The sequence below is a fragment of the Streptococcus mitis genome (genome assembly GCF_023109105.1).
Taxonomy (GTDB): Bacteria; Bacillota; Bacilli; order Lactobacillales; family Streptococcaceae; genus Streptococcus; species Streptococcus mitis_BW.
The window spans coordinates 130,365-144,040 of sequence record NZ_JALDTZ010000003.1; the positions used below are offsets into that span (position 1 = coordinate 130,365).

At 37.1% G+C, this 13,676-nt stretch carries 16 protein-coding genes; 14 read left to right on the plus strand and 2 right to left on the minus strand.

Annotation, left to right across the window (positions count from 1 at the left end):
• The first annotated feature begins 6 nt into the window (after positions 1-6).
• From M1F37_RS03300 to M1F37_RS03340, 9 genes are all read left to right on the plus strand, one after another.
• Positions 7-2,073 carry a hypothetical protein gene (locus tag M1F37_RS03300; protein WP_247934708.1) on the plus strand — a complete coding sequence of 689 codons (2,067 nt, stop codon included), beginning with the start codon at positions 7-9 and terminating at the stop codon, positions 2,071-2,073.
• Positions 2,073-3,167, plus strand: coding sequence for a phage tail tip lysozyme (locus M1F37_RS03305; RefSeq protein WP_247934745.1), 1,095 nt, complete (start codon positions 2,073-2,075; stop codon positions 3,165-3,167). The genes M1F37_RS03300 and M1F37_RS03305 overlap by 1 nt, the downstream gene beginning before the upstream one ends.
• A 15-nt stretch (positions 3,168-3,182) precedes the next feature.
• On the plus strand, positions 3,183-4,055 hold the full coding sequence (locus M1F37_RS03310) for an LPXTG cell wall anchor domain-containing protein (RefSeq protein ID WP_247934709.1): 873 nt from the start codon (positions 3,183-3,185) through the stop codon (positions 4,053-4,055).
• Between the two features lie 61 nt (positions 4,056-4,116).
• Entirely contained in the window at positions 4,117-4,434 is a 318-nt protein-coding gene (locus M1F37_RS03315; protein ID WP_247934710.1) for a hypothetical protein, read from the plus strand.
• Between the two features lie 49 nt (positions 4,435-4,483).
• Positions 4,484-4,735: a hypothetical protein gene (locus tag M1F37_RS03320; RefSeq protein WP_000588738.1), complete on the plus strand. Its 252-nt coding sequence runs from the start codon at positions 4,484-4,486 to the stop codon at positions 4,733-4,735.
• On the plus strand, positions 4,728-4,973 hold the full coding sequence (locus M1F37_RS03325; RefSeq protein ID WP_247934711.1) for a DUF4160 domain-containing protein: 246 nt from the start codon (positions 4,728-4,730) through the stop codon (positions 4,971-4,973). Before M1F37_RS03320 ends, M1F37_RS03325 begins: the two co-directional genes overlap by 8 nt.
• 61 nt (positions 4,974-5,034) lie before the next feature.
• Positions 5,035-5,370, plus strand: a complete 336-nt coding sequence (locus M1F37_RS03330; RefSeq protein ID WP_000665060.1) for a DUF771 domain-containing protein — start codon at positions 5,035-5,037, stop codon at positions 5,368-5,370.
• Positions 5,371-5,407: 37 nt separating this feature from the next.
• On the plus strand, positions 5,408-6,541 hold the full coding sequence (locus tag M1F37_RS03335; RefSeq protein ID WP_247934746.1) for a site-specific integrase: 1,134 nt from the start codon (positions 5,408-5,410) through the stop codon (positions 6,539-6,541).
• Positions 6,542-6,952: 411 nt separating this feature from the next.
• A complete protein-coding gene (locus M1F37_RS03340; RefSeq protein ID WP_001815396.1) occupies positions 6,953-7,261 on the plus strand; it encodes a hypothetical protein in 309 nt (102 codons plus the stop codon).
• 78 nt (positions 7,262-7,339) lie between these two features.
• On the opposite strand, the gene M1F37_RS03345 is transcribed toward M1F37_RS03340, so the two are convergent.
• Positions 7,340-7,699 (minus strand): DUF3397 domain-containing protein, encoded by a 360-nt coding sequence (locus M1F37_RS03345; protein WP_247934712.1) that lies wholly within the window; start codon positions 7,697-7,699, stop codon positions 7,340-7,342.
• A 91-nt stretch (positions 7,700-7,790) separates the two neighbouring features.
• Between M1F37_RS03345 and M1F37_RS03350 the strand changes: the two genes are divergently transcribed.
• Genes M1F37_RS03350 through M1F37_RS03370 form a run of 5 tightly spaced genes read left to right on the plus strand, consistent with a single transcriptional unit; the run spans position 7,791 to position 12,489 of the window.
• A complete protein-coding gene (locus tag M1F37_RS03350) occupies positions 7,791-8,747 on the plus strand; it encodes a TIGR01212 family radical SAM protein (protein WP_247934713.1) in 957 nt (318 codons plus the stop codon).
• Positions 8,731-9,288 (plus strand): tRNA (mnm(5)s(2)U34)-methyltransferase, encoded by a 558-nt coding sequence (locus M1F37_RS03355; RefSeq protein ID WP_247934714.1) that lies wholly within the window; start codon positions 8,731-8,733, stop codon positions 9,286-9,288. The genes M1F37_RS03350 and M1F37_RS03355 overlap by 17 nt, the downstream gene beginning before the upstream one ends.
• Entirely contained in the window at positions 9,281-9,535 is a 255-nt protein-coding gene (locus M1F37_RS03360; protein WP_000361084.1) for a hypothetical protein, read from the plus strand. The genes M1F37_RS03355 and M1F37_RS03360 overlap by 8 nt, the downstream gene beginning before the upstream one ends.
• An 11-nt stretch (positions 9,536-9,546) precedes the next feature.
• On the plus strand, positions 9,547-11,601 hold the full coding sequence (locus M1F37_RS03365; protein ID WP_247934715.1) for a cation:proton antiporter: 2,055 nt from the start codon (positions 9,547-9,549) through the stop codon (positions 11,599-11,601).
• Positions 11,602-11,628: 27 nt separating this feature from the next.
• Entirely contained in the window at positions 11,629-12,489 is an 861-nt protein-coding gene (locus M1F37_RS03370) for a YihY/virulence factor BrkB family protein (protein ID WP_247934716.1), read from the plus strand.
• 76 nt (positions 12,490-12,565) lie between these two features.
• Here the strand turns inward: M1F37_RS03370 and queA are convergent, their stop codons facing one another.
• Positions 12,566-13,594, minus strand: coding sequence for a tRNA preQ1(34) S-adenosylmethionine ribosyltransferase-isomerase QueA (gene queA, locus M1F37_RS03375; RefSeq protein ID WP_247934747.1), 1,029 nt, complete (start codon positions 13,592-13,594; stop codon positions 12,566-12,568).
• Between the last annotated feature and the right edge of the window lie 82 nt (positions 13,595-13,676).

The window sequence follows — 13,676 nt, forward strand, 5'->3', positions numbered from 1 at the left end:
GGAAAAATGAGAAGGAATATTTTATTAGGATTTATTTTGTCTATATTTTTCTTTCCTTTTGTAGCTAGTGCTACTGAGCCAATTTTACCGAATAATAATTTTAATATTATTGAGTTTGATAAAAATACAAATACTCCCAAATTAACCGATCCTGCTGAAAATGCAAAAAAAATACTGGATAATGCCAAAAAGGCAAAAGAAACACAAGATGCCTTAAAGAAAAAAGAAGAAGAATCAAGCAAATTGACTTTTGAAAATTATAAGTCCAAAATGTCTGATTTGACTAGTAAGGTTTATTTTGATAAGAAATTTTTTGGATTTGATTCAAATATGAATTATTTCTTCAATTCGATTGTGCAAGCTGTATTTTGGGTATCAAAATTTATCTTTTGGATTATTGCTGGTATTTATGGTGCAGTTGATGGAATGAGTGATATAACTTCTTTATTGAATAATACGATAGACAATTCTAGTAAAGTATTTTCTTCTCTATTCAGTAAAGAAGTTGTTTATGTTGTTGGTGCTAGTATGGCAGTTTATCTATTGTATTTGTTTGCGACTGGTAAGGGTAGTGTGATGAAATCATTTATTAAAATGGTACTGATCTATACTCTTATTGGTTTATATTTTATAAGATTCAATGTGGACGGTCAAAATAAATATTTATTGGCTCACTTATATGATGGATTTAGAACAACAACAATTACGCTTAATGGCGAGATAACAAAAACTCTGACTTCAGAAAGTTCCAATGAGATTGATGCTTATTTTAATGATACTATTATCAAGGCTTATAAGTATATGAATTCTCCAGTAAAGGAAGATGGCTCATTTCAACTATCTGATAAGGAATTTGAAGATTTAGCTGGATATAAGCAGGGTGATGGAGATCATCTTGTCGGTGAGAAAAAAATCAAGGATATTGCCAAAGACAAAGATCCTGAAAATAAGATGTTGAAAAATGAGTGGGGAGCAAAATTTAGCTATGCTTTTGCTTCACTGGTTGATGTAATTGTAGTTGGTAGTGTTTATCTTGTTTTAGGATTATCACGATTTTTCTTTTTAATGGTTTATATCTTTTTAATTTTGATATTGCCATTTATTTTATTGATCAGTCTATTTCCAAAGATGGAACATTTGATTCATGGATTTAATAAAAAAGCTATATCTATGTTGATTTTATCATCTGTAACATTATTAGCTACAACATTGTTTGTATTCTTCTATAATTCTTTAACAGATTTCATTGGCTATGCAGTTGGTGAAAATGTATTAGTTGTGATATTTGTAAAAGCGATATTGTTAGTTTTAATGATTAAGAATAGAGCAATGATTTTATCTATGTTCTCACGAATTGGGCGTTTGCCTGTTAGTCGAATGAATGGATTTAATCTGAATAAAGGAACTAAAACGATTCGAGAGAAATTGTATAGGACAGGTAAAGACGGTTTAGTAGTTAGTGGTCAGTTTGCAAAAGGTGGATTGAAGATGGGGAAAGAAAGTCTACAAGCTCGTCTTAAAAATTTACGCTCGCCAACTAATAACCTGGATAAAAAACAAGGGTTGACTAAAGAACAGGTATCTGATACTAACGAAAATGAAACTTATAGTAGAGTTAGAGATGGTTATGCGACTGTCAAACATAGAACAACAGGTACGGTTAATGCTCTGAAAGAAAAAGGAAATAGAGCGATGTCTTTCCTTTATGAAGTTCGTACAAATGCATTTAGAAATCAAGAATCGAATAAGTTTATAGACTTAAATTCAAAAAGAAAGTCTTTTGGAACAAAGGCAGATTATCATGAGAAAATAAAAAATAGTTCTCGTAATGAGGTGAAACGTTTGAGAGAAAAACGATTGGCCAGAAAGAAAGCAGAATTTCAAGCCAAGGTAGACAAGAGAATGAATCAAGTGAATCCTTTGAATAAGGTATCACCTCAAAAACCAAAGATTAATTCTCCGAAAAGTAAAAAAATGAAAGGAGGTAAGATTAGTAGTTTAAAGAAAAAGGGAAGAGATAAAAAAGTAGAACTTCCAAATGTAAATATTGAAAGAAAGAGGGGGAGGAAGTGATAGCTAAAAAATACGCAAAAATTTTTGGTTCTATAATTGCGACAATTCTACCCTTATTTCTAATCTTGATTCTGATGATTGGATTTGTAGGTGTGTCTTCAGGGAGTTCATCTGATAGTACGACTGGAAAGAGAACACGTTTAACAGCACAAGAAGTAGCTCAAAAAGCGAATATCTCGGTGGAACGTGCAGAAGATGTCATTAAGATTCTTAACTGGCAACTATCTAAAGAGAAATTTACTTTAGAGGGTGCTAGTGGTTCTCTTGCAAATGCTGAAAGAGAAAGTGGATTTGATCCTAAACTAACGAATCCTTCAGGTGGGGTTGCTGGATATTTCCAATGGTCAGGTTGGGATAATACTATCAATGGTGATAGATGGAGAAATGCAAGTTCTCGTGCTTTGGATAGTACAGTAGAGCTAGAACTAATGAGCTATGAATTAAATCATGGCTATAAAAAAGTCAAAGATTATATGCAAAAGGCAACTGATCCTTTTGAAAGTGCCAAGTATTGGTCTGAACATTATGAAGGTGTATTGTTATCAGACGGACAAACAAAACTAGAGAAACTAGAAAAGGACAGTAAGAAGTGGTATGAAGTCTTTAAAGGTACGATTGAATCAGACGGTTCATCAAGTAGCAATTCAATAGCAGGGAGCGTAGATGTTCCATTTGGTCAGGTTTCGACTGAATTACCTAGTGGATTTTCGATTGATAAGGAAATAAATCAAGATGGCTATATCACTCAGTCTTATCCGTATGGTCAATGTACTTGGTATGTTTTCAATCGGGCAAAAGAATTTGGAATAAACTTTGATCCGTATATGGGAAATGGTCAGGATTGGGCACACAAGGATGGATATGAGGTGACAAATACACCGACTAAACATTCTGCTGTTTCGTTTCAAGGAGGACAAGCAGGTAGTCATGCAACTTATGGTCATGTTGCCTTTGTCGAGGATGTTAAAGATGATGGTTCGATATTGATTTCTGAATGTAATGTGATCCAACCGATGCAAGGAACAGGAATTACTGATTATCGTGTCTTTACTGCTGACCAAGCAAAAAACTTTTTATATGTAATTGGTAAATAAGAAAAGAGGAAAAATATGAATAAAAAATTTGTAACATTGTTGTCAGTGGCTGTATTGAGTTCAGTCGCAAATGGAATTTTAGCAGATGAAATTAATTTGGGTGGAAATAGTTCAACTCCAAATGATAATTCAGGTTTAGTAGTTTCAGAAAAACCTGCCGAAGCGCCTACGGAATCTACAGCGACAACAGTAAATGAAAATCTGGATTTGGGTGGAAGTGTGGATAAAAAAGAGGACAAGGATAGTACAGGAGTAGTTGTAGAGAAGATAATGCCAACGGAACAACCAAAAGAAGATAAACCATCTGAAGAACTTGGAAAAGATACTAATAAGAATCAGGAACACGATCATACAGGTGTAGTTGTGGAGCCAACAAGTCCTTCTACCAATAAATCTAAAGAAGAAAAGCCTGTTGAAAATGTAGATGGTGATAAACAAGGAGATCAAAAATCTTCTGATTCAACTTCGGAAAAATCAAAAGAGGGAGAAGAAAATACGAAACCAAATAAAGAAGATACTCCAGAAGTGAAGGAACAAAAACAAAAGGCAGAGGATAATGTTGGAGTAAAAGAAAAAGAAGAACCTAAACCCTTAAATGTGACTAAAGAAGAAATTAAGGAAAAACCTATCGAAACAAATACAGGATATAAGATTGTAGGCACTAATAAAGGCAAAGTAGTTGTAGAAGAAAGTGAAGGCAATTATGTAGAAAAAGAGCCTTATGAAGTGGGAGCAGTCAAACAAAAAGATGGAACAATCGCTTTGAAAGATAAGGAAGGGGAACTAAAAGTTCTTCCAAATACTGGAACAGCTAGCACAATTTTTGCAACTATTTGGGGATTTGTTGGTTTAGTTGCGACATTTTTGGGAAAACGAAAAGTTAAGTAGCACAAAATTAGCCAAGGCAGGGTAAAACTTGCCTTGTTTTTTGTTGGTTTAAGGAGTTAAAATGGATCAAGTAGAATTATTAAAAATCTATGCTGTGAAGTTAGCTAGTAGGTTAGGTGAAAATCAAGAATCTGTAGAGTTTATTGCTGACTCTGTTACTGATCATGGTATTGAAACTATGATAGTTGAAGTTATAAAAAATGCGAAGTTTGTTAAAGTTATTTATGATTTTGAAGGGAGTCATGCTAATAAAAAATTACCAAGAAGAAATTATGCGAGTGTATCTGTGTCAGTTGAGGAAGGCTACTCTTTTGATTTTAGTAGAGGGGTAGCTTATACTTATTTTCCTGATATAGAGAAGTTGTTAGAACAATTATAAAATAATTGAAAATGTGATATAATAAAAGAAAGTGAAAGGAGAAGGAATCATGATTAAAGAATTTGGTGTTACAAATCTAGAAGTCACAAAAGAGGATATTTTTAAAAATCCCAATAACCCTATTTTACGTATGTATGATGATGAAGAATTGATTGGAACTTTTAATATTCTTACAGGTGAAGTCTTAGAGGACTTGGACTTGGCTGATTATGATATTCGGTTTGCTCAAAAACAAATTGAATTGAATCGTGATAACTACCTTGAAACGTGGAAGGACTACGTGGGGTTGTTACATGCCTAAGTATTCTTTTTTGAAGTATGGTATTGAGATTCGTCCGAATGAACATAATCATAAAGGTCAGAAGGCACATATTCATATCTATATCCATGGTGAGGAAGTTGGTTCAATGTTTTTGACTGGAGAGCTTCGAGATGGAAAATTAAAGTCAAAAGATATGAAGATTGTAAGACAGTATGTCTTAGAAAATGCAGATGATCTTCAAGCTTTATGGGATGAATATCAAAAAAGTGCGTATTAAGAAAATAAATTCAAGCCAGAAATGGCTTGTTTTTTTTTTGCTGTTGTTTAAGGAGTAGTAAATGAAAGAGTCGAAACAAGTATTTAATATTGAAGTTCCAATTCCTTCTAATATGGTTTTGATCAGTCGTTCCGAGTATCTAGATTTAATACAGAAAGAAGAAATTGGTCAATGGTGGACTATTGATAAGGTTGAGGAATTATTGTCTATTAGTAAAACAAAATTGGTCAATGACATTTTATTGAATCCAACAATCAAAAATGAATTAGATATTGAGCAAAATAAAGAAGGATTTGTCTTATATCCGAAAAGTAAGGGGTCACCTTATAGATTTTTAGCAAGAAAAACAAGGGAATATTTTGATAAAAATTATCAAAAAATATTATTAATGTTATAATAGAATGGTGATGACTGCCATTCAGAAAGGAGTTAGTGTGGCAAGTTACAGACAGCGTGGAAAAAACAAACTTTGGGATTACCGTATCTTTGATAAGCAAGGTAATGTTATTGCGACAAATTCGGGTTTTAGAACTAAACGAGAAGCAATGAATGAAGCTCAGGAAAAAGAGAGGAAATTATATCAATCAAATTATACAGCGAGGTTTGATAGTAAGGCTACACTGTATGAGTTGTGGCAGGATTGGTATGATTTAGTGATTCTTCCATCAGAAAAGGCAAAATCGACAAAAGAAGGCTATTCTTATAGAGGAAAGATGATGGAGAAAATCTTTTTAGACATACCTGCAGTTCAAATTAGTCATAAAGAATATCAGTCTAAATTGAATGAATATGGTGAACAAGTAACTAAAGATCATGTAAGTCGATTAAATGCTGATATTCGAACAGTAGTCAATTTTAGCAAGAGAAATGGTCTAGTTTTGAATGATTTTACTGAGGGTGTAAAAATATTTGGTCTGTCTGGTAAAGATATTGATGATAAATATCTCCATAGTATTTCTGACTATAAAAGTTTGTTATCTCATCTACGGTCAAAATTTAATTATCGAGAATCGGTGATGGCTTATCTATTATACTTTTTATTTAAGACTGGATTTAGAGTTGGAGAAGGTATGGCAGTATGCTGGTCTGACATTGATTTTGAAAACAAGACCATTAAAACATATAGAAGATTTTCAGGAGATCGACAAGAATTTACTCCTCCAAAGACGAAAACATCTGTTAGAGAGATTCCTGTTGATGAAAAATTATTGCAAGTTCTAGAAGATTTAAAAGCAGAACAGTCTAAAGTTCTTTATGATCGTGAAGATTTGAATAAAGAAGATTTAGTTTTTTATGATAGAAGATATAGAATCCCAACAAATGTAGGTCTTAATAAATATTTAAGAGTTTGTTTATCAGAACTTGGAATTGGTAGTCAAGAAATGTCAGCAACTTCAGGTAGACATACCTACGGTTCATTTCTACTTGCAAAGGGGGTGGATATATGGATAGTAGCAAAGCTGATGGGACATAAAGATATTCAGCAAATTATTAGGACATATGGTCATGTTTTGCAAGAAGTGATCGATAAAGAGTATGATACAGTTAGGCAGTTATTGGTCGATTAAAGAAGAAAAGTGAAAGCAAATTCATTGACCAAAATTTGACCAAGTGTATCAAAAGTATTGATAATACAGTATTTCTGAGATGTTTTCTTATCCCTGCAATCGGCAAAGTGAAGAAGTCTTATCAGGCTTCTTTTTCTTTTTAAAGAAAATCAGACCACTTAGACCGATATATAGACCAGATAGGCAAAAGAACTTGTTCTTGAAAATGAGCTCTGTTATAATGATTTTTGTAAGGGACGGGAGGTGTCAATATCAGATAACTCAAGTTCTTATACTCTTCGAAAATCAAATTCAAACCACGTCAGCGTCCATCTGCAACCTCAAAACAGTGTTTTGAGCAACCTGTGGCTAGCTTTCTAGTTTGCTCTTTGATTTTCATTGAGTATTAAAAAAGAAATTGGAGATAAACAAATGAAAAAATTATTGGGGATTGTATTTTTAGTAGCAGCAGCGACAGTAGTGTATTTTGGTTCTGTTGGCTGGCCAAGTTTGGATGTCAACCTCTGGTCATTGATTCCAGTAGGCTTGTTCCTCTTTTTCACTCTGGAGAATCTTTTGAAAAAAGACTATAAGGCTAGTCTGATGTGTTTGATTATTGCCTTTATCATCGCAAATGCAATTTTGGATCTTTTGCCAATTTCAAGTGGATTGGTAATTGGAGCAGGAGTACTGGCTTGTGTAGGTATTGGATACCTCTTTCCTGATAAAGAAGGAAAATAGGATTTATTGAAAATAGATAAAGAAAAACACTTCAATCACTGTATTTTAGTTTGATTGAGGTGTTTTCGATTTAGTTTTTTATTTTTGGGCTATCAATTCAACAATCATCTCGATATACATGACAAGGGTTAATAAGAATCCTGCACGCCAGAAGAATTTGATAAATTTAGGATAGTAAAAGCTGCGTTTTTTCAGAAGGAAGAAAAAAACGAGAATAATGGCTAGGACTGAGAGGGCTAGGCCCAATCTAGGGAGGAAATTATGGGTAAAAGTTTTAGCTGTAATGAGGTAATATTCAAATACTAAAACTGGAAAAGCTAAATCCGCAAAGTTTCGTCCTAGTTTTTTTAATCTAAAAAGTTTGGTTATGATAATGCAGACTACCAAGGTCAGTATCAATAATAAAATAGATGCTAATTTCATTAAAATCATACCCATATTGTATCATAAAAAATGGCTAATGGAAACGAGAAACAGAGGAATTTAGAGGAAAGTCAGGCTTTTGAGATTGTGAGTGTTTTTTGTTATAATGAAAGTTATGAAATCTTATAATACCTTGAATGATTATTATCGAAAACTCTTTGGAGAAAAGACTTTTAAAGTCCCTATCGACGCGGGCTTTGACTGTCCCAATCGTGATGGAACTGTGGCTCATGGAGGCTGTACTTTTTGTACGGTTTCAGGTTCTGGAGATGCGATTGTGGCACCTGATGCGCCTATTCGTGAGCAATTTTATAAGGAAATTGACTTTATGCATCGTAAGTGGCCAGATGTGCAGAAGTATTTGGTTTATTTTCAAAATTTTACCAATACCCATGAAAAATTGGAAGTTATTCGGGAACGTTATGAGCAGGCTATCAATGAGCCAGGTGTGGTAGGAATCAATATTGGAACGCGCCCAGACTGTTTGCCAGACGAAACCATCGAATATTTGGCTGAATTATCGGAGCGCATGCATGTGACGGTAGAATTGGGCTTGCAGACGACTTATGAAACAACTTCTGACCTGATTAACCGCGCCCACTCCTATGAATTGTACGTGGAAACGGTCAAGCGTTTAAGAAAGTATCCCAAGATTGAGATTGTTTCCCATCTGATCAACGGACTTCCTGGTGAAACCCATGAGATGATGATTGAAAATGTCCGTCGCTGTGTCACGGATAACGATATTCAAGGGATTAAACTGCATTTGCTTCACTTGATGACCAATACACGTATGCAACGGGATTACCACGAGGGGCGTTTGCAACTCATGAGTCAGGACGAATATGTCAAGGTCATTTGTGACCAACTGGAAATCATTCCCAAGCATATCGTCATCCATCGAATCACAGGAGATGCTCCTAGAGATATGCTGATTGGTCCTATGTGGAGCCTCAATAAATGGGAAGTGCTAAATGCTATTGAAACTGAAATGCGGCGTCGTGGAAGCGTTCAAGGATGCAAGGCTGTAAAACAGGAGTTTGAAAATGAAAAGACCACTTGAGATGGCACATGATTTTTTGGCTGAGGTAGTGACAAAAGAGGATATCGTAGTGGATGCGACCATGGGAAATGGTCATGACACGCTTTTTTTAGCCAAATTAGCAAAGCAAGTCTATGCCTTTGATATTCAGGAGCAAGCCTTGGAAAAGACCCAAGAGCGTTTGGACCAAGCTGGAGTGACAAATGCCCAGTTAATCTTGCAAGGCCATGAGACACTGGACCAGTTTGTGACAGAAGCTAAGGCAGGGATTTTTAATCTAGGCTATTTGCCGTCAGCTGATAAGTCTGTCATCACCCGACCTCAGACAACGATTGAAGCATTAGAAAAGCTGTGTGGGTTACTTGTCAAAGGGGGACGGATTGCCATCATGATCTACTATGGTCATGAAGGAGGCGACCTCGAGAAAGATGCTGTGCTGGATTTTGTTAGCCAGTTGAACCAACAAGAGTACACAGCTGCTATTTACCGAACTTTAAATCAAGTCAACAACCCACCGTTTTTAGTAATGATTGAAAAATTAGAAAGATATAGACATGGATAAACAATACCTACGTGAAAAGCTGGATGCCATGCGCCAGAATTTTGTTGAGTCAACCCACCACGAACGAGCAGTGGGTGTGTTAGACCAAGCGCATATGAGCAAAAAAATGCTTAAAATCAAGAAAAAATTAGTTGCTCTTGAAATGGAACGGTGCCAGAGAAAAATTGAGCACAAAGACTGTTCCAAGATTGACCAAAAAATCAAAGAGCAGAAGGAGATATTTGAATTCTGTTGTAAAAAAGATTAAGGAGGACGTGCGTGGAATTACTGATTTACCTAATCCTATTTTTACTGGTTTTGATTGTCTCAAGTACAACCAATAAGCTCCTGCCCTTTTTACCTCTCCCTTTGGTGCAAATTCTGTTGGGAATTGTGATTGGTCTCTTTTTACCCAATACCGACTTTCACCTCAATACGGAGTTGTTTTTGGCATTGGTTATCGGGCCCTTGCTTTTCAGAGAGTCGGAGGAAGCCGATATTACGGCTATTTTAAAACACTGGCGAATCATTGTTTATCTCATATTTCCAGTGATTTTCATCTCGACCTTGAGTTTAGGGGGCTTAGCCCATCTTCTTTGGCTCAGCCTTCCCTTGGCAGCTTGCTTGGCTGTTGGGGCAGCCCTTGGGCCTACGGACTTGGTGGCCTTTGCCTCTCTTTCGGAGCGGTTTAGCTTTCCTAAGCGCGTGTCCAATATTCTTAAAGGTGAAGGACTCTTGAATGATGCTTCTGGTTTGGTGGCCTTTCAGGTAGCTTTGACAGCTTGGACAACTGGAGCCTTTTCCCTTGGGCAAGCTAGTAGTTCGCTCATCTTTTCAATCCTAGGCGGCTTTTTAATTGGCTTTTTAACAGCCATGACCAACCGTTTCCTCCACACCTTCTTGCTGAGTGTGCGCGCAACGGATATTGCCAGCGAACTTTTATTAGAATTGAGTTTGCCTCTGGTGACCTTCTTCTTGGCAGAGGAAGTCCATGTTTCAGGGATTATTGCCGTTGTGGTTGCTGGGATTTTACAGGCAAGTCGTTTTAAGAAAATTACGCTCCTAGAAGCCCAAGTGGATACGGTGACCGAGACGGTCTGGCATACAGTGAACTTTATGCTCAACGGTTCTGTCTTTGTGATTTTAGGGATGGAGCTGGAAATGATAGCAGAGCCTATCTTGACCAATCCAATCTATAATCCCTTACTTTTATTGGGATCTCTTATAGCCCTTACCTTTTTCCTCTTTGCTATTCGTTTTGTCATGATTTATGGCTACTATGCCTATAGGACCCGACGCCTTAAGAAAAAGTTAAATAAGTATATAAAGGACATGCTTCTCTTGACCTTCTCAGGTGTCAAGGGAACTGTGTCGATCGCTACGATTCTTCTGATACCAAGTGATCTAGAGCAGGAGTATCCTCTCTTGCTTTTCCTTGTCGCAGGTGTGACGCTTGTAAGTTTTTTAACAGGTCTCTTGGTCTTGCCTCATCTTTCGGATGAACAGGAAGAAAGCAAGGATTATCTCATGCATATTGCCATTTTGAATGAGGTTACTTCGGAGTTAGAAAAGGAACTTGAAACTCATAAGAATAAGCTCCCTCTTTATGCAGCCATTGACAATTACCATGGACGAATAGAGAACCTTATATTGAGTCAAGAAAATAAGGGGGCTCAAGAAGACTGGGAGACCTTGAAACTTCTCATCCTCAGTATTGAAAGTGATGGGTTAGAACAGGCTTACGAAGAAGGCAAGATGAGTGAGCGTGCCTATCGAGTCTACCAACGTTATTTAAAAAACATGGAACAAAGTATCAATCGCAAGTTTGCTTCACGCTTGACCTATTATTTCCTTGTTTCCTTGCGGATTTTACGTTTTCTCCTTCACGAAGTCTTTACTTTTGGAAAGACCTTCCGAAATTGGAAAAATGAAGAATCGCAGAAACTCAGAGCCCTTGACTATGACCAAATTGCAGAGCTCTATCTAGAAAATACAGAGATGATTATCGAAAGTTTGGAGAACCTTAAAGGTGTTTATAAGAGTTCTTTAATCAGCTTTATGCAGGATTCTCGACTCCGAGAAACAGCTATTATCACCAGTGGTGCCTTTGTCGAACGCGTTATTAATCGCGTTAAACCCAATAATATCGATGAAATGCTGAGAGGCTATTATCTGGAGCGCAAGTTGATTTTCGAATATGAAGAAAAACGATTGATTTCGACCAAGTATGCCAAGAAGTTACGACAAAATATGAATAACTTAGAGAACTATTCTCTGAAGGAAGCTGCCAATACCCTGCCTTATGATATGATGGAATTGGTAAGAAGAAATTAATCAAGATTATAAGTGAAGGAGTGTGACATGAAGAAGTGGTGGAAAGAGCTGACAGACAAGCCCTTATTAAAAGCTTTTTTATATTATTATCAAGCATCAGATAGTGAGTTGACCAGTGTCGCAGTAGCCTACTATTGGTTGATTTCGATTTTTCCTCTGCTTTTGGTGGTGGTCAATATTCTCCCTTATTTTCAGATTCCGGTTTCCAATTTTTTAAAGGTTGTCAATGAATTTTTGCCGGATACCATGTATGATGTGGTATCAAAGATTATCACAGAAGTGCTGACCCAACCTTCAACGGGCTTATTGAGTTTTGCGGTTTTGTCAGCCCTCTGGACCTTTTCAAAATCTATGAATTTCCTACAGAAAGCCTTTAATAAAGCTTACGGAGTTGCAAAAAATCGTGGGATGATTTCCCAGCAGCTCATGAGTTTGTTTGTCAGTTTTGGCTTGCAGATTCTCTTCGCCTTAGCTCTGTTTTTGAGTGTCTTTGGTCGCATGCTTCTCAACCTTATCAAAAGCTACTTGAAATCGGATAGTCCTCTCTTTGATTACCTGCAAGACCTAACAGGCCCCTTAGTCTATGCCTTGATTTTTGCAATCTTGGTCATGCTTTATTATTTTCTGCCCAATGTTAAGGTCCGACGGATTCGACATGTATTGCCAGGTAGTGCCTTTGTCTTGTTGATCCTGGTCTTACTGCTCAATATCTTTTCAGTCTATGTCAACAATTATGTCAATCACCTAGTGGACGTGCGTTTTTTCAGTTCCGTCGTCGTGGTGGTCATGATGTTCTGGTTTATTCTCATTGCTAAGATTTTGATTGTCGGCGCGGTTATCAATGCCAGTGTCCAGAGTTTGAAAGATTCGAGCTTTAAAAAAGACTAATTCTTTATCCATTACAAAACGCATACTATCAAGGTTTTATAATGCCTGATAATATGCGCTTTTTTGATTATGAAAATTAATAGATAAACATGGCATCGCCAAAACTAAAGAAGCGGTAGTGTTCTTGAATGGCATGGTGGTAAGCATCTAAGACTAATTCACGGCCTGCAAAGGCAGAAACCAGCATAACTAGAGTTGATTTTGGCAGGTGGAAGTTGGTTGAGAAGGCATCCACAACCTTCCATTCATAGCCAGGTTTGATGAAGATATTGGTCCAGTCAGAATCTGCTTGGATTTGCCCATCGAACTTGGAACCAATAGTTTCCAAGGTGCGGATAGAAGTGGTTCCGACAGCGATGACGCGACCACCATTTTCCTTGACAGAGCGAAGAGTGGCAGCTGCTTCCTCAGAAAGTTGATAGAATTCTGAGTGCATTTCGTGTTCGTCCAGATTGTCCACAGAAACTGGTCTAAAGGTTCCGAGCCCGACATGAAGAGTCAGATAGACTAGATGAACCCCCTTAGCTTTGATTTCTGCTAGTAGTTCTTTGGTGAAGTGAAGTCCAGCAGTCGGTGCTGCAGCAGAGCCACTTTCTTTAGCGTAGACCGTTTGATAACGTTCACGGTCATCCAGTTTTTCGTGGATATAAGGTGGCAGAGGCATTTCACCCAGACTTTCCAAGACTTCTAGGAAAATTCCTTGGTATTCGAAGCGGACAATGCGGCCCCCGTGGGTCAATTCTTCCGTAACAACAGCGCTGAGGCGACCATCACCAAAGCTGACGCGAGTGCCGACCTTGAGGCGTTTGGCAGGTTTAGCTAAAACTTCCCACTCATCACCAGCAATATTTTTGAGCAGGAGAAGTTCCACATGACCTCCAGTTTCTTCCTTTTGACCATAGAGGCGGGCAGGGAGAACGCGGGTGTCGTTCATAACGAGGGCATCGCCAGGTTCCAGCATATCAATAATAGAGTGGAAGTGTTTGTCCTGCATTTCTCCTGTCTCACGGTTGACAATGAGGAGTTTAGAAGCATCCCGTTTTTCAAGGGGGGTTTGGGCAATCAATTCCTCTGGCAAGTGGAAATCAAAATCAGCTGTATTCATATATCTGTTCATTCTTTCTAAGTTCTAATCCTATCCATTATAACACGTTTCAAGTTTGGACGCTCTTTTTTTGGAAATTAAA